Here is a 15742-nt window from a genome sequence, read left to right as displayed (position 1 = left end):
TCCTCAGCGGAACAGGCCGCGCCGCGCGAACAGCGGGGCATCGCTGCTTTCGAACAACGGCTCGACGGTCAGGTGGATCGCATCGACGTCGCGCACGGCACGCGCCGATCCCATGATCAGCGGCACGCGCTGATGCGGCGTGCGTGCCGACAGTTCGAGAATGCGCGACCGGCCGTTCGACGCCGCGCCGCCCGCCCATTCCATGATCAGTGCGATGGGATGCGCCTCGTACAGCAGACGCAACCGGCCTTCGCGGTAGCCCTGGCGCGCATCCGCCGGATACAGGAACACGCCGCCGCGCATCAGGATGCGGTAGGCTTCAGCGACCAGCGAGCCGATCCAGCGCATGTTGAAGTCCTGCCCGCGCTCGCCGTTCACTCCGGCGAGGCAATCGTCGATGTAGCTGCGCACCGGGCCGCTCCAGTGCCGCCGGTTCGAGGCATTGATGGCGAATTCCGACGCGTCCTGCGGCACGCGCAGATCGCGCGCGGTCAGGACGAACTCGCCACTTCGCGGGTCCAGCGTGAAGCAGTCGACGCACTGGTCGATCGCCAGCACCAGCACGGTCTGTGGACCGTAGATGAAACAGCCGGCGGCACATTGCGCCGTGCCGGGCTCGAAGAAGGTCGAGATGACGTCGTTTCCTTTCGGCCGGATCGAGAAGATCGTGCCGATCGAGATGTTATTTTCGAGATTGGCGGATCCATCGAGCGGATCGATCGCGACACAGAGCGGCGCGTCGGGATCGAGCGTCTCAGGCAGTTCGACCTCCTCCGACAGCACTGCGGCGACCGGCGCGGTGCGCAGCGCGTTCCGCATCAGATCGTCGGCGACGATGTCGATGGTCTTCTGGCGGTCGCCGTCGGGATTGACGCCGCCGCTCTCGCCGCCGACTCCGGCGAGCGGCCCGGCGGCAATGATGCGCGAGAGCTCGATCGCCGCACGCGCAAGGGCTTCGATCACCACAACGGTCGCGGCGCGCAACGGGTTGTGCTGCGCGGGCCACTCCAGATGGGCATGCAATGCTGGACGAATCTCCACCGGCCTCTCCCTATGATCGCGCCCTCTGTCCCGAGGCTTCGAGAGGCGACCTCAGGGGAGTCGCCTTCGCCCTATCAACGCGCGAATTGCCCAATTAGGGAAATTTTATTATCTTTGGTCCGAGCAAAGTATTTCTTATGGAGCTTGTCATGGCCGGCAACTTCTCGCGGGATCTCACCATCCGCCAGCTGCGCGCACTGTCGACCCTGCACGAGGCAGGCTCGATCACGTCCGCCGCCAACCGGTTGAACCTGACGCAGCCCGCGGTGACATTGCAGCTCCGCAACCTGCAGGCGCTCGCAGGGTTGCCGCTGATCCAGCGCACCGGCGACGGCATGGCGCTGACGGATGCCGGCGCGCATGTGCTGACGCTGGTCGAGCGGATCGAGGCGGCGCTGAAGGATTGCGAGCAGTCGCTCGACATGATCGCCGGCCGCAGCGGCGGCCGCGTCGCGATGGGCGCGGTCTCCACCGCGAAATACTTCGTGCCGTTCGCGATCGCGGCGTTCTCGCGCCGCTTTCCCAAGATCGAGGTCACGCTCAGGATCGGCAACCGCGAGGAGATTCGCGACGCGCTGCGCGGCTATGATCTCGACATCGCGGTAATGGGCCGGCCGCCGGCCGACGTCGAGGTCGAGATGAAGCCGCTCGGCCGGCATCCGCACTTCATCGTCGCCGCGCCCGATCATCGGCTGGCGCGGCGGCGGCACGTCGCCCCATCGGAGCTCGCCAACGAAACCTTCATCACTCGCGAGCAAGGATCGGGCACGCGGATGTTGATGCAGCAGTATTTCGAACGGGGCGGGCTGGAGCCGAAACTCGGCATGGCGATGGACAGCAACGAGACCATCAAGCAGGCGGTGATGGCCGGGCTCGGCATCGCCTTCATCTCCCAGCACACGGTGTTCCATGAGCTGGAGGACGGCCGGCTGGTGGTGCTCAAGGTGAAGGGCCTGCCGATCGTCCGGCAGTGGCACGCGATCAGGCGCGCCGACAAGATCCTGCTGCCGCCCGCGCAGGCCATGCTGGATTTCCTCGGCAAGGAGGGCTGGCGCTATCTGCCGAATTCAAACTAGCGCCCGGGCGACGTCGCAACGCCCGATCGAGCCAGAAAATCGAGGTGGCGCCGTATGTTAGGCATTGAAGTTCCGCGAAACGCATGTCACATCTTGACTGCGGTCACCCGGCGGACCGCACCCTGCGAGGGAGGTTGAACTGCAGAACCAGTCCCCGCCGACGCCCGACTTCAAGGCGTTATTCGAGGCGGCGCCCGGCCTTTATCTGGTGCTGACGCAGCCCGACTTCCGCATCGTGGCAGTGAGCGACGCCTATCTGCGCGCCACCAAGACCGAGCGCGCCGCGATCCTCGGGCGCGGGCTGTTTGAGGTGTTTCCCGACAATCCGGACGATCCGACCGCCGACGGCGTGCGGAACCTGCGCGCCTCGCTCGAGCGCGTGGTTCAGTTCCGCCGCCCCGACACCATGACGGTGCAGAAATACGATATCCGCAAGCCCGAGTCGGAGGGCGGCGGCTTCGAGGAACGCTACTGGAGCCCGCGCAATTCGCCTGTATTGGCGCCGAACGGGCAGTTCACCTACATCATCCATCGGGTCGAAGACGTCACCAGCTTCATCCAGCTGAAGCAGCGCGGTGCCGAGCAGGACCAGCTGACCGACCGGCTGCGCGAGCGCACCGAGCAGATGGAAGCGGAAATCTTCATGCGCGCCCGCGAGGTCGAGGCCGCCCGCGAACAGCTCGAAGCCGAGCAAAAGCTCCGCCAGGTGCAGAAAATGGAGGCCGTCGGGCACCTCTCCGGCGGCATCGCTCACGACTTCAACAATATCCTGACCGTCATCACCGGCCTGATCGACATCCTCGCGGAAGCCGTTGAACATGATCCGGCGCTGTCGTCTGTCGCCAAGATGATCACCGATGCGGCGTTTCGCGGTGCAGAAGTGACCAAGCACCTGCTGGCCTTCTCGCGGCTGCAGCCGCTGCAACCGCGTGAAGCGAATCTCAACACGCTGGTGCAGGACACCGCGCGGCTGCTGCGCCCCTCGCTTGGCGAGCAGATCGAGATCGATACCGCGCTCGAGCCCGATGCCTGGTCGGCCTTCATCGATCCGAACCACATGGCGACCGCGCTGCTCAATCTCGCGGTCAATGCCCGCGATGCGATGCCCGATGGCGGCAAGCTGATGCTGGAGACCAGCAACGTCATCCTCGACGAGGTTTATGCCGTCGCCAACCCCGACGTGCGGGCGGGTGAATATGTGATGGTCGCGGTCAGCGACACCGGCGGGGGCATCCCGGCGGGGATCCGCGACAAGGTGTTCGAGCCGTTCTTCACCACCAAGGACACCGGCAAGGGCACCGGCCTCGGGCTCAGCATGGTGTACGGCTTCATCAAGCAGTCCAACGGACACCTCAAGATCTATTCCGAAGAGGGCCACGGCACCTCGATCAAGCTCTATCTGCCGCGCAGCAGCGGCGACATGATCGACGTCGAGCCGCCTCCTCCGGTCGACACCCGCGGCGGCAATGAATCCATCCTGGTCGTCGAGGACGATCCGCTGGTGCGCAATTACGTCAGCGCCCAGCTCGAGCAGCTTGGCTATCACACCATGGTCACCGCCAACGGCCCGGAAGCACTGGCTGCGGTCGACAACGGGTTCGTCTGCGACGTGCTGTTCACCGACGTCATCATGTCCGGCGGCATGAACGGCCGGCAGGTCGCCGACGCCGTGATCGCCAAACTGCCCTCGGTGCGCGTGCTCTTCACCTCCGGCTACACCGAGGACGCGATCATCCACCACGGCCGTCTCGACCCGGATGTGACGCTGCTGCCGAAGCCCTATCGCAAGTCCGATCTCGCGCGGATGATCCGGCAGGTGCTGGCCCAGCCGCCGGCGGCGGCAATGGGCAAGTGACGCAGGGCCGGCGTCACGCCTCTCCGTTCTGCTTCTTGATCTGGTCGGCCGGCACGGCGCATCCGGACAAGAACAGTGCCGCGCAGGCCTTGGCGCGGGCCTCGATCTGCGCCCGCGACGGCGGCGGCCTGTGGCCGTACATCACGTCGCGTTGCGGCTGGAACACGAGCATGCCGAGCAGCATGCCCGCAGCGGCCTGCGCGTCGTCCACGGCGATCCGTCCCCTCCGCTGCTGCACGCCGAGCCACGCAGCGAGCGCGCCAAGCGTCCGCTGCATCGCCTTCTCGTAGAACATCTCGGCGATGTCGGGAAATTTGTCGCTGTCGGCCAGGATGATGCGCTGAAGCGCGATGACCTCGGCATCGAGGATCAGCTCGCCACAGGTCGAGAGTGCGGCCTCCAGTGCCGCCGCGATATCGCGGCCGTCGCAGGCGCCGAGATTTACGGCCGATATGAATCGGTCCATCCGGTCCGTCACCGTGCCCTCGAACAGCGCCAGCTTGGTCGGGATCAGCCGATAGAGGGTCTTGGTGGAGACGCCGGCGCGGCAGGCCACGTCGGCGATGTTGGCCGCAGCAAAGCCGCGCTCGGAGAACTCGCGCCGCGCGGCGTCATAGACCAGCGCGCGCGTCTCGTCGTCGGAACGCAGCTGCGGCCGCCCCCGGCCGCGCCGCGCCGGCGCGCCTTGCTCAGTCTGATCCTTGCCATTCCGGTTCATCCGCGAGCCATGCTTTTAAATGATGCCTGTCATTCTATTGACACTCCCAATATGGGCTCTATTTTGGAAAACATCAAGTTTCCTAATTAACCCTGCCGGCATCGGCCGAAATTAGCAAGATTTTCCAGCAGGATAGAACGGATCAGGGAGCACTGCCATGAGCCAGCATGAGACATCATTCAAGGCCGAGAGCCAAGTTCCGGCCGAGACCGCCAGGCAATTGATCGCACATCCGGAGGCCGCCAGGCCGCCCGCCGCCAAGGGCAGGCTTCGCCGCCTCCTGCTGGCCGGCGCGGCGCTCGCCGTCCTTTCGGGCGGCGCCTGGTACGGCTGGGACTACTGGACGGTCGGCCGCTTCCAGGTCTCGACCGACGACGCCTATGTCAAGGCCGACAACACGACGATCGCGCCAAAAGTCTCCGGCTATCTCAGCGCGGTGCTGGTGGGCGACAATGAGCATGTGCGCGCCGGCCAGATGCTGGCGCGGATCGACGATCGCGATTTCAGGGTCGCGCTGGATCAGGCCAAGGCCGATGTTGCCGCCGCCGAAGCCGCGATCGCCAGCAAGCATGCGCAGCTCGATGTGCAGCAGTCGGTGATCGAAGCGGCACGTGCGACCCTCGCCGTCGACACCGCGACGCAGACCTTCGCCGAGCAGGAGAACAAGCGCTACACCGACCTCGCCGGCACCGGCTTCGGCAGCGTGCAGAACGCGCAGCAGGCGCAGTCGCGCTACGCCAGCGCACAGGCCGCCGTCGCCCGCGATACCGCGAACCTCGCCTCCGCGCTCCGCCAAGTGGAGCTGCTCAAGGCCGACATTGCACAGGCGGTCGCGTCGCAGGCGCGCGCAACCGCGCTCCAGCATCAGGCCGAGTTGAACCTCGGCTACACCACCATATCAGCCCCGATCGACGGCGTGGTCGGCAACCGCACCCTGCGCACCGGCCAGTTTGTCCAGGCCGGCACGCAGCTGATGTCGCTGGTGCCCGCCACCGGCGCCTATGTGATCGCGAACTACAAGGAGACGCAGCTCACCAATGTCCGCAAGGGTCAGCCGGTCGAGATCGCCGTCGACATGTTCCCCGGACAGGTGGTGCGCGGCCATGTCGACAGTCTCGCGCCCGCCAGCGGCCAGGAATTCGCACTGCTGCCGCCCGACAATGCGACCGGCAACTTCACCAAGGTGGTGCAGCGCATCCCGGTGAAGATCGCGCTCGACGCGACGGCGGTCGAATTGCGGCCCGGCATGTCGGTCATCCCGACCATCGCAACCTTGTCGCAACCTGGCGAGGCGCCGCGCTCCGGCGCCTCTCCCAAGCTCGCTGTCGCCTCCTTCAAATAGGTGATGTCATGTCCGATCTCGCGCTCTCCTCCCCGGCTGCCGCGCCCCGCGCGGCACCCGCAGTGGTCGATCCCAACCGCGCCAGCATGGCCGTCTGGATCTCCATCGTCGCTGCCATGATCGGCGCGTTCATGGCGATCCTCAACATCCAAATCACCAACGCCTCGCTGCTCAACATTGAGGGCGGCATCGGAACCGGCGTCGACAACGGCTCCTGGATCTCGACCTCCTATCTGATCGGCGAGATCGTGGTGATCCCGCTGACCGACTATCTCAGCCGGGTGTTTTCCTTCCGCAAGATCATCATCGGCTTCGCCACCCTGTTTGCGATCTTCTCGGTCGCCTGTGCCTTCACCCACGACCTGCCCTCGATGATCGCGATGCGCGGCTTGCAGGGTTTCTTCGGCGGCGTGCTGATCCCGATGGCCTTCACGCTGGTCTTCACCAAGCTGCCGAAGGCCCAGCAGCCGGTCGGCCTTGCCATGTTCGCGCTCGCCGTGACCTTCGCCCCCGCGATCGGCCCGACCATCGGCGGCTACCTCACCGAGAATTACGGCTGGCAGACCATCTTCTTCGTCAACGTGATCCCGACCGCGGTGATGGTCATCACGCTCTGCTTCACGCTGGAACGCCAGCCGATGCAGCTGCATCTGCTGCGCGAGGGCGACTGGCTCGGCATCGCCACGATGGCGATCGGCCTGTCGTCGCTGCAGGCCGTGCTCGAGGAAGGCAACAAGAACGACTGGTTCGGCTCGCCCTTCATCGTCAAGCTCGCGGTGATCGCCGCCGTCAGCCTCACTCTGTTCGTCTGGATCGAGCTCGTCGTCGAAAAGCCGCTGATCCGGCTGCGCCTCCTGACCCAGCGCAGCTTCGGCTTCGGCACCATCTCGGCGGTGTTCGTCGGCTTCGCGTTGTTCGGCTCGGTCTACCTGCTGCCGGCCTATCTCGGCCAGGTGCAGCGCTACAACGCCGAGCAGATCGGCCAGGTGCTGGCCTGGACCGGCCTGCCGCAGCTGATCCTGATCCCGCTGGTGCCGAAGCTGATGCAACGTTTCGATCCGCGCTTCATCGCCTTCACCGGCATGATCCTGTTCGCGGTCTCCTCCTTCATGAACATCGCGATGTCGCTCGATTACTCCGGTGACCAGTTCTTCGTCCCGAACATCGTCCGTGCAATCGGCCAGGCGATCATGCTGGCCCCGCTGTCGGCGGTCAGCCTCGGCAGCGTCGCCCCGCAGGATGCCGCGGCGGCCTCCGGCATCTCCAACATGATGCGCAATCTCGGCGGCGCGATCGGCACGGCGCTGCTCGCCACCATCGTCACCAAGCGCGAGCAGTTCCACTCCAACATCATCGGCCAGTCGGTCGACCTCGGCCGCGAGGAAGTGCGCACCCGGATCGCCGAGGTGACCAATTACTTCCTCAGCCACGGCATCTCCGATCCGGCGACCGCGCATCATCAGGCGATCGTGGCGCTCGGCAATATCGTGAAGCGCCAGGCCCTGGTGCTTGGTTTCAGCGACACCTTTGCCGTGATCGGCATCGTGCTGGTGTTCGCCGCGATTGCGATCCTCTTGACCGGCAAGCCGAAGAACGCCGCCGGCGGCGGCGCGGCGCATTGATCTGTCGGGCGGCGGCCGCGGGCCGTCGCCCTCCCCTTTTACTTGTCAGCTTGCCTCGCGCAGCTTGAAGCGCTGGATCTTCCCGGTCTGGGTCTTCGGCAGCGCCTCGACGAAGGCGATCGCGCGGGGATATTTGTACGGCGCGATCGTCGCCTTGACGTGATCCTGTAGCAGCTTGACCTCGACCTCGTCGCAGCGCGCGCCCTGCTTCAGCACGATGAACGCCGAGACGATCTGCCCCCGCTCCTCGTCGGGTGCGCCGATCACGGCGCACTCCGCGACATCGGGATGGCCGAGCAGCGCGGCCTCCACCTCGGGACCGGCGATGTTGTAGCCCGCCGAGATGATCATGTCGTCGGCCCGTGCCACGAAGGACAGCCGGCCGTTCTCGTCCCTGACGAAGGCATCGCCGGTGATGTTCCAGCCGTCGCGGACATATTTGGTCTGCCGGGAGTCGGCGAGATAGCGGCAGCCGGTCGGACCGCGAACCGCCAGCTTGCCGACCTGGCCCGCCGGCAGCTCGTTCATGTCTTCGTCGACGATCTTCGCCTCGTAGCCGGTGACAGGCGTGCCCGTGGTGCCGCCGACGGCGCTGCCGGTGCGGTTGGTGATGAAGATGTGCAGCAGTTCAGTGCTGCCGATGCCGTCGAGGATCGGCTTGCCGGTCTTCCTGGTCCAGCTCTCGAACACCGGCGCCGGCAGCGTCTCGCCGGCCGAGACCGCGAGCCGCAGCGACGACAGATCGGCGCCCTTGTCCATCGCGGCCATCATCGCGCGATAGGCGGTCGGCGCGGTGAAGCAGATCGTCGCCTTGTAGGTTTCGATGATCCGGATCATCTCGCTCGGCGCCGCGTTCTCCAGCAGCGTCGCGGTGGCGCCGAAGCGCAGCGGGAAGATCGCGAGACCGCCGAGGCCGAATGTGAACGCAAGCGGCGGCGAGCCGACGAACACGTCGTCGGGTGTGACCTTGAGCACTTCCTTCGCATAGCCGTCGGCAACGATCAGGAGATCGCGGTGGAAGTGCATGGTCGCCTTGGGCTCGCCCGTCGTGCCCGACGTGAAGCCCAGCAGCGCGACGTCGTCGCGGCCGGTCTTCACCGCATCGAACTTGACCGGCTTGTTCAGCGCGATCCGGTCGAGCTCGGCGTCGTGGTTCTGCGTGCCGTCGAAATTGACGACCTGCTTGAGGAATTTGCTGGTCTTGGCGCAGGCCACCAGTTCATCCGCGATGCGGCTGTCGGTTAGCGCCAGCGAAATCTCGGCCTTGTCGACGATCTTGGCCAGTTCGCCGGCGCGCAGCATCGGCATGGTGTTGACGACGACGGCACCGGCCTTGGTCGCAGCGAGCCAGGCCGCGACCAGCGCCGGGTTGTTGCCCGAGCGGATCAGCACGCGATTGCCGGGCTTGACGCCGTAATTCTCCACCAGCGCGTGCGCCAGGCGGTTCGACCAATCGGTCAATTCCTTGTAGGTGCGCTGACGGCCATTGCCGATCAACGCGATGCGATCGCCCATCCCCTGCTCGACGATGCGGTCGGTCAGCTCGACCGCGGCGTTGAGATAATCCGGATATTGAAACTCCGGCCGGTCGAGCAGCAGCTGCGGCCATTGCGCTGATGGCGGCAGGTTGCGCCGCGCGAAATCGTCGACATGCCCGGATGGGCCGAGCCCGGGAAATTCACCTGACATTCGATTGCCCCTCGCTTTCCATCCAGAAAGGCCAAGACCAACGTCGAGAAGAACAAGGACGCCCGGCAGCGTTCCAATCGCCAATCATTTTATACTTAAAATAATTCGGCGCAAGCCTGGAAATCGCGCGGCAATCGCCGGCCGATCCTTCAGAACCTCAGATTTGCGTAAGCTGCTTCAGCCGCGCGACCATCGCCGAGCCCGGGTCGGCGAGCGGCGCGATCGCGGTGAAATGATTGGCGTCCGGCACAACGCCGAACCGCGTTGCGACGCCCGCTTTGCCCCAGACATCGACGATGGTCCGGCTCTGCCGGTGATATTCCGCGCTCTCGGCGCCGCCGACGACGGCATCGAGCGTCGCGCCTGCAGGCGGCGTCCAGGACAGCGGGCTCGCCGCACGTGCTGCGGCGCGGTCGAGGCCAAGCGCCTTGTTGATGGAGGTGCCGACCAATGGCTCAAGCTCGAACAGGCCGGAGATCGCGTAAGCAGCCCTGACCAGGTCCTTCGGCAGCGACCCATCATAGGCCGGCCAATCGGTCGCGAGCATGCATGCGGCAAGATGTCCGCCTGCGGAGTGTCCCGACACGACCAGCGGCCGGCAGAGTCTGGCCAGTTCGCGGCACGCCGCACGCATCTCGCCGATGATGTCGCCGACCGTGACATTGGGACAGAGATCGTAGCTCGGCACCGCGACGCCGATGCCGTGACCATTGAGCCCTCGCGCGCAGTGGCTCGATGATGAGCCGTCGAGCGCCTGCCAGTAGCCGCCATGGATGAAGACCACGAGCGGGCCGTCACGATCGCCTTCGAACAGGTCGATGACGTTGCGGCTGCCCGGACCATAGGTCAGCCGCCGCGGCGGATGCTGCTCGCGATAGGCCGCGGAGTCCCTCGCCCAGCCGGCCATCAGCGCCGGATTTTCCGGCACCCGCGCCCGGTTGTTGTATTCGACCTCGTAATCGACCTCGGTCACGGCTTTAAGCGCTCCTTGCCTTGGCGGAGCGCTGCGCCGAGCCCTTGGCCTTGGCGAGCAGCCGCATAAGTTCGCGGATATCCTTCGGCGAGAGGTCGCCGAAGATATCGGCGATCCACTTCTCGTGCTCGGCGGCCATCTTGCGGAATTCGGCGCGGCCGAGCTTTGTGAGCCGGATGAACTGCACGCGACGGTCCGTCTCCGAGGTGCGGCGATCGAGATGGCCTGATTCAACCAGGCGCTCGACCAGCCCGGTGACGTTGCCGTTGGATACCATCATCCGCTTCGACAGGTCCGACAGCGTCATGCCGTCGGACACCTTGTCGAGCTGGGCCATCAGATCGAAGCGCGGCAGCGTGACGTCGAACTTCTCGCGCAGCCGGCTGCGCACCTCGCCTTCGATCAGCGTGGTGCAGGTCAAGAGGCGCAGCCACAGCCTGAGCTCGGTGCCGTGGTCGTCGGGCAGTTCGACGGCTTTGGTTTCGGAATCGAGGATCATGCGGCGATCGTGCCTCCGCGGAGGGTTCCGGTCGGACCAATTGCTTTGAGCTTCAAGCAATTCGCGGCGCCCCGCAAGGACAATTGCGAATCGTGCCGGACGCGCCTGGGCAATCCTGCAATTTCTTTAAACTTCAAGCAATTGGCGCGGCGCTTGCATGTGCAGCGCCTGCATGATGCGCGACGATCGCCCTGACGCGATGCCACATCGCTTGCGGCGATTGCACGCGTCAGACTAAGCTGAGGCCAATTGGGCTGAAGCCGAAAACATCAAGGCAGTGGTCGGGGGAGAGACATGAAACAATTGACGAAGCTCGCGGGATTGGCGGCGCTGCTGGGTGTCGCCGTCACCCCGGCAACCGCACAGGAGAAGATCAAGATCGGCGTGCTGGTCACAACGTCGGGCCCGGCCGCGGCGCTCGGCCAACAGGTCCGCGACGGCTTTGCGCTCGCGATCAAGGACCTCGGCGGCAAGATGGCCGGCCGCGATGTCGAGATCGTCAACGCCGACGACGAACTGAAGCCCGACGGCGCGGTGGTCAAGGTGCGCGGCCTGCTCGAGCGCGACAAGGTCGATTTCGTGGTCGGCCCGATCTTCTCCAACATCCTGCAGGCGATCCACCGCCCGGTCACCGACAGCAAGACCTTCCTGATCAGCCCGAACGCAGGCCCCTCCAGCTATGCCGGCAAGGAGTGCAACCCGTTCTTCTATGTGACGTCGTACCAGAATGACCAGGTGCATGAGATCCTCGGCAAGGTGGCGCAGGACCGCGGCTACAAGCGCGTCTATCTGCTGGTGCCGAACTATCAGGCCGGCCGCGACTCCGTCGCCGGCTTCAAGCTCGACTACAAGGGCGAAATCGTCGAGGAATCCTACACGCCGCTGAACACGCTGGATTTCCAGCCCGAATTGTCCAAGATTGCCGCGCTGAAGCCGGACGCGCTGTTCACCTTCATGCCGGGCGGCATGGGCGTTAATCTCGTGAAGCAGTACAAGCAGGCCGGCGCCACCGTGCCGGTGCTCTCCGCCTTCACCGTCGACGAATCCACCCTGCCCGCGCAGCAGGACGCAGCGGTCGGCATGTTCGGCGGGGCGAACTGGGCCCCGAACCTCGACAATCCCCAAAGCAAGAAGTTCGTCGCGGCTTATGAAGCCGCCTACAACGGCGTGCCCGGCACCTATGCCATGCAGGCCTATGACGCAGCGTTGTTGATCGACAGCGCGGTGAAAGCCGTGAAGGGCGATCTCTCCAACAAGGACGCCGTCGCGGCTGCGCTGAAGAAGGCCGACTTCACCTCGCTGCGCGGTAACTTCAAGTTCAGCAACAACGGCTATCCGATCCAGGATTTCTACCTCACCAAGGTCGCGAAGCGGCCGGACGGCAAATTCCAGACCGAGATCGTCGAGAAGGTGTTTTCGAATTATGGCGATCGCTACGCCAAGGACTGCGCGGCAAAGTAGATCATAGGAGCAAGCATGAGCATGAAAGACGAGATTGCGGGCATCACCCGCGCCAATGAAGGCATGCAGGGCATTTCCTGGAGCATCCTTGGCCAGACCTACGTGCCGAAGAGCCGCACCGAGCATTCATTCTCCTGGCACGCCACCTTCCCGCCGGGCACCTTCGTTCCTCCGCATATCCACCCCGACCAGGACGAGTACCTCTATATCCTCGAGGGCAAGCTCGACTTCATGCTCGACGGTGCCGACGAATCCGCAACTCCTGGCGATCTGGTTCGGCTGCCGATGGGCAAGCCGCACGGCATCTTCAACAAGTCGCAGCAGCCCGCTAAGACGCTGTTCTGGGTGTCGCCGACGCGGAGGCTCTACGACCTGTTCTGGGCGATCCACAACATGAAGGAACAGAACCCGGACGACGTGGTGCGGCTCGCCGCCGAGCACAACATCCACTTCCTGCCGCCGCCGCCGGCGTAGCTTATTCCGTCATTGCGAGCGAAGCGAAGCAATCCATATTTCCGCGATCGCGGAACGATGGATTGCTTCGTCGCTTTGCTCCTCGCAATGACGGTGTTGAGATGGCCTGCCGGACGTCTCCTCCTGCAAAGGACCTACTGCCGCGCCACCACGCGCGCGGCAAAGCCGGCCTTGGCCGCATAGCCGCGGACGATCGCCTCGCGCGCCTCATAATTGAGGATGGTGTCGACGTCGGTAAAGCCCTGCGGCGCGAGCTGCTCGACGGCGTCGATCACGCCCTCCGGCCCGCCGCGGCGGTTGGAGGCGACGATGTCGGCGGTCATCGGCAGCCGCTGCCGCTCATAGGCCGCCAGCGCCTGGCGCGGGTGCTCCGATCGCGCCAGCAGGTCGGCCAGGCTGCGCGCATCGAGAATGGCTTGAGAGGCGCCGTTCGAGCCGACCGGATACATCGGATGCGCGGCGTCGCCGAGCAGCGTGACCCGGCCACTCGACCAATACGGCAAGGGATCGCGGTCGCAGCACGGATACTCCCAGAATTCCGGCGTCGCGTTTATCAGTCCGGTAAAGTCGACCTGCGGGATCGTGAAACCAGTGACATAGGGCATCATCTCGTCGCGCCGGCCGAGATTGGACCAGCCCTCGCGGCGCGGCGGCGGCGAGGTGCCGTCGCCGATCCGCACCAGCACCGCCCAGTTGGTGAGGCGGCTTGCCGGGCTCGAGCCCGGCGCGATCGGATAGATCACGGCCTTGGCGTTCAGGCCGCCGGCGATGATCATCGAGCGCCCGGTCAGGAACGCTGGCCAGTCGGTCGCGCCGCGCCACAGCATCAGGCCGTTCCAGCACGGCCCGCCCTCGTCCGGAAACAGCGTCTGCCGCACTTTCGAATGGATGCCGTCGGCGCCAATCAGGATGTCGCCGCGCGCGGTATGCACATGGGCGCCGCTGCGATCGAAGAAATAGGCCGAGACGCCGCCCTCATCCTGGGTGAAGGAGCCGAGCCGGCAGCCGGTGTGGATCGCATCCGCGCCGAGCCGGTCGATCACGGCCTGATGGATCACGCTTTGCAGGCGGCCGCGATGGATCGAGAATTGCGGCACGTCGTGGCCGGCATCGAGCCCGCGCTTCTCGTGCCAGACCTGCTGGCCATGTCGCGTCAGATAGAACAGCTCATAGGTGCGGATCGCCACCTCGTCGAGCTTGTCGAGCAAACCAAGCCCCGCCAGCTCGCGGATCGCATGGGGCAATGTGTTGATGCCGACGCCGAGCTCGCGGATCGTCTCGGACTGCTCGTACAGCTCGCAAGCGATGCCGCGCGAGCGCAGCATCAGCGCAGTGGTGAGGCCTCCGATTCCGCCTCCGACGATAATCGCCTTCATCGTCCTCACCTCCACTCACAACAGGACGCTTCTACGCTTTGGGCTAAGGTCGCATGCCCCGTTGTCCGGCCGCAAGCGGGTTTGCGGCCCGGGACGAGGACTGGCCAACGACGATTGGGCTTAGCCTTAACATTGCTTCAGCGTACCCCAATCTATCCCCGTCACCCTGAGGCGCTCGCGCAGCGAGCCTCGAAGGGTAGACGGCCACCAGCCGGGCCGTGCATCCTTCGAGACGCCGCTTCGCGGCTCCTCAGAGCCTGACTGAAAAATGGGTGAGTGATCTCAGTGGGGTGTGATTCCATCGGATTTGCAAAGATTCGAGGGAGAGCACGATGCCCTGGACCAAGATCACTCGGGAGCAATATCGGCGGGACGATCTGCGTTATGCAAGCGATATGACCGATGCGGAGTGGGCGGTGATCAGACGCCTGTTGCCGCGAGCGAACCGGCGCGGCCGGCCGCGTAAGACGGAGCTGCGTCGTGTGATCGAAGCGATCCTCTATATCGTTTCGACCGGCTGCCAGTGGCGGGCGTTGCCGCAGGAGTTCCCGCCCTATTCGACGGTGCAGGGCTATTTTTATAGATGGCGGGATACAGGCCGGTGGCAGAGGATTGTCAGCGTGCTTGTCCGACGGGCGCGAAAAAAGCTTGGACGGACACCGAAGCCGACGGCAGCCGTGATCGACAGTCAAAGTGCGCCAACCACGCAAGCTGACGGACCGCGCGGCTACGATGCAGGCAAGCGCATCTACGGCCGCAAGCGGCATATCGTGACGGATACCAATGGCCTCCTCCTTGGGGTTCATGTTCATCCGGCCAACGTTCAGGACTGCCATGGCGCCGTACCGCTGCTGAAGAACGTGCGGATGAACTTCCCCCGGCTGCGCCACGTCTTTGCCGACCGGATCTACCGCGGAAATCAACTCCTCGACGCGCTCTCAGACTGCGGTCCATGGACTGTCGAGATCGTCGAGCGGCCTCAAGGCGTCAAAGGCTTCCAGCTTCTGCCGAGGCGGTGGGTGGTTGAACGCACATTCGCTTGGTTCGGCAGATGCCGCCGCCTCGCCAAGGACTTCGAGGCGACGGTGGCAACCGAAGCTGCCTGGCTGCTGATTGCACACATCAGGCTCCTGACCCGCAGACTCGCGGCTGCAGCTAAGGTTGGGTGATTTATGAGTCAGACTCTCAGGATGACGGGATTGGCGGAACTGCGTCGCCCTCAATCCGGCACCACCGCAATCGCCTGGATTTCCACCTTGGCGCGGTCCTCGATCAGGCCGGCAACCTGGATCGCGGTCATCGCCGGAAAGCGCCGGCCGATGATGTCGCGATAGACCGTGCCGATCTCCTTCAGCCGCGCGGAATATTCCTTGCGGTCGAGCAAGTACCAGGTCATCGACACGATGTGCTCGGGCCCGGCGCCGCCGGCGGCGGCGACCGCGACGATGTTGCGCAGGGTCTGGCCGATCTGCGCCACGAGATCGTCGGTCTCGAACACGCATTGTCCGTTCCAGCCGATCTGGCCCGCGATGAAGAGCTGTTTGCCGCGCGCGGCCATGCCGTTGGCGTAGCCGATCGGCTTGGCCCATCCTTCCGGTTGCAGGATCTCGATCATC

The 15742-nt window shown here is 65.0% G+C and carries 14 protein-coding genes; 7 read left to right on the top strand and 7 right to left on the bottom strand.

Annotated features, from left to right (window positions below; genetic code table 11):
• Positions 1-3: 3 nt before the first annotated feature.
• On the bottom strand, positions 4-1035 hold the full coding sequence (locus ACVI1L_RS28705) for a class 1 fructose-bisphosphatase (RefSeq protein WP_433994791.1): 1032 nt from the start codon (positions 1033-1035) through the stop codon (positions 4-6).
• Between the two features lie 155 nt (positions 1036-1190).
• Here ACVI1L_RS28705 and ACVI1L_RS28700 point away from each other — a divergent pair, with 155 nt between their 5' ends.
• Positions 1191-2117: a LysR family transcriptional regulator gene (locus ACVI1L_RS28700; RefSeq protein ID WP_456784418.1), complete on the top strand. Its 927-nt coding sequence runs from the start codon at positions 1191-1193 to the stop codon at positions 2115-2117.
• A gap of 97 nt (positions 2118-2214) precedes the next feature.
• The gene (locus ACVI1L_RS28695) at positions 2215-3972 is read left to right on the top strand and encodes an ATP-binding protein (protein WP_456785620.1); all 1758 of its coding nucleotides are present in this window, start codon (positions 2215-2217) and stop codon (positions 3970-3972) included.
• A gap of 13 nt (positions 3973-3985) precedes the next feature.
• Here the strand turns inward: ACVI1L_RS28695 and ACVI1L_RS28690 are convergent, their stop codons facing one another.
• Positions 3986-4690 (bottom strand): TetR/AcrR family transcriptional regulator, encoded by a 705-nt coding sequence (locus ACVI1L_RS28690; protein WP_456784417.1) that lies wholly within the window; start codon positions 4688-4690, stop codon positions 3986-3988.
• Positions 4691-4847: 157 nt separating this feature from the next.
• Between ACVI1L_RS28690 and ACVI1L_RS28685 the strand changes: the two genes are divergently transcribed.
• Positions 4848-6032 (top strand): HlyD family secretion protein, encoded by a 1185-nt coding sequence (locus ACVI1L_RS28685; RefSeq protein WP_168857120.1) that lies wholly within the window; start codon positions 4848-4850, stop codon positions 6030-6032.
• 8 nt (positions 6033-6040) lie between these two features.
• Positions 6041-7654, top strand: a complete 1614-nt coding sequence (locus ACVI1L_RS28680; protein ID WP_082653692.1) for a DHA2 family efflux MFS transporter permease subunit — start codon at positions 6041-6043, stop codon at positions 7652-7654.
• Positions 7655-7699: 45 nt separating this feature from the next.
• Here ACVI1L_RS28680 and ACVI1L_RS28675 read toward each other — a convergent pair whose 3' ends face one another.
• The 3 genes from ACVI1L_RS28675 to ACVI1L_RS28665 form a co-directional block, all read right to left on the bottom strand.
• Complete coding sequence (locus ACVI1L_RS28675) at positions 7700-9343, bottom strand: benzoate-CoA ligase family protein (RefSeq protein ID WP_253609433.1); 1644 nt, start codon at positions 9341-9343, stop codon at positions 7700-7702.
• 157 nt (positions 9344-9500) lie between these two features.
• A complete protein-coding gene (locus tag ACVI1L_RS28670; RefSeq protein WP_456784416.1) occupies positions 9501-10316 on the bottom strand; it encodes an alpha/beta hydrolase in 816 nt (271 codons plus the stop codon).
• A 4-nt stretch (positions 10317-10320) separates the two neighbouring features.
• Complete coding sequence (locus tag ACVI1L_RS28665) at positions 10321-10815, bottom strand: MarR family winged helix-turn-helix transcriptional regulator (RefSeq protein ID WP_016845834.1); 495 nt, start codon at positions 10813-10815, stop codon at positions 10321-10323.
• Positions 10816-11109: 294 nt separating this feature from the next.
• On the opposite strand from ACVI1L_RS28665, the gene ACVI1L_RS28660 reads away from it, so the two are divergent.
• Positions 11110-12276: an ABC transporter substrate-binding protein gene (locus ACVI1L_RS28660; RefSeq protein ID WP_456784415.1), complete on the top strand. Its 1167-nt coding sequence runs from the start codon at positions 11110-11112 to the stop codon at positions 12274-12276.
• A 21-nt stretch (positions 12277-12297) separates the two neighbouring features.
• Positions 12298-12750: a cupin domain-containing protein gene (locus ACVI1L_RS28655; protein ID WP_057015936.1), complete on the top strand. Its 453-nt coding sequence runs from the start codon at positions 12298-12300 to the stop codon at positions 12748-12750.
• Positions 12751-12884: 134 nt separating this feature from the next.
• Here ACVI1L_RS28655 and ACVI1L_RS28650 read toward each other — a convergent pair whose 3' ends face one another.
• On the bottom strand, positions 12885-14126 hold the full coding sequence (locus ACVI1L_RS28650; RefSeq protein ID WP_456784414.1) for a flavin-dependent oxidoreductase: 1242 nt from the start codon (positions 14124-14126) through the stop codon (positions 12885-12887).
• Between the two features lie 332 nt (positions 14127-14458).
• On the opposite strand from ACVI1L_RS28650, the gene ACVI1L_RS28645 reads away from it, so the two are divergent.
• On the top strand, positions 14459-15295 hold the full coding sequence (locus ACVI1L_RS28645; RefSeq protein WP_456784413.1) for an IS5 family transposase: 837 nt from the start codon (positions 14459-14461) through the stop codon (positions 15293-15295).
• A gap of 50 nt (positions 15296-15345) precedes the next feature.
• On the opposite strand, the gene ACVI1L_RS28640 is transcribed toward ACVI1L_RS28645, so the two are convergent.
• Positions 15346-15741, bottom strand: coding sequence for a RidA family protein (locus ACVI1L_RS28640; RefSeq protein WP_028345205.1), 396 nt, complete (start codon positions 15739-15741; stop codon positions 15346-15348).
• Position 15742: the final 1 nt, after the last annotated feature.

This window comes from Bradyrhizobium sp. USDA 4516 (assembly GCF_054055915.1).
The sequence above is the reverse complement of the archived record's forward strand: the minus strand, read 5'-3'. Positions and strand labels throughout refer to the sequence as shown.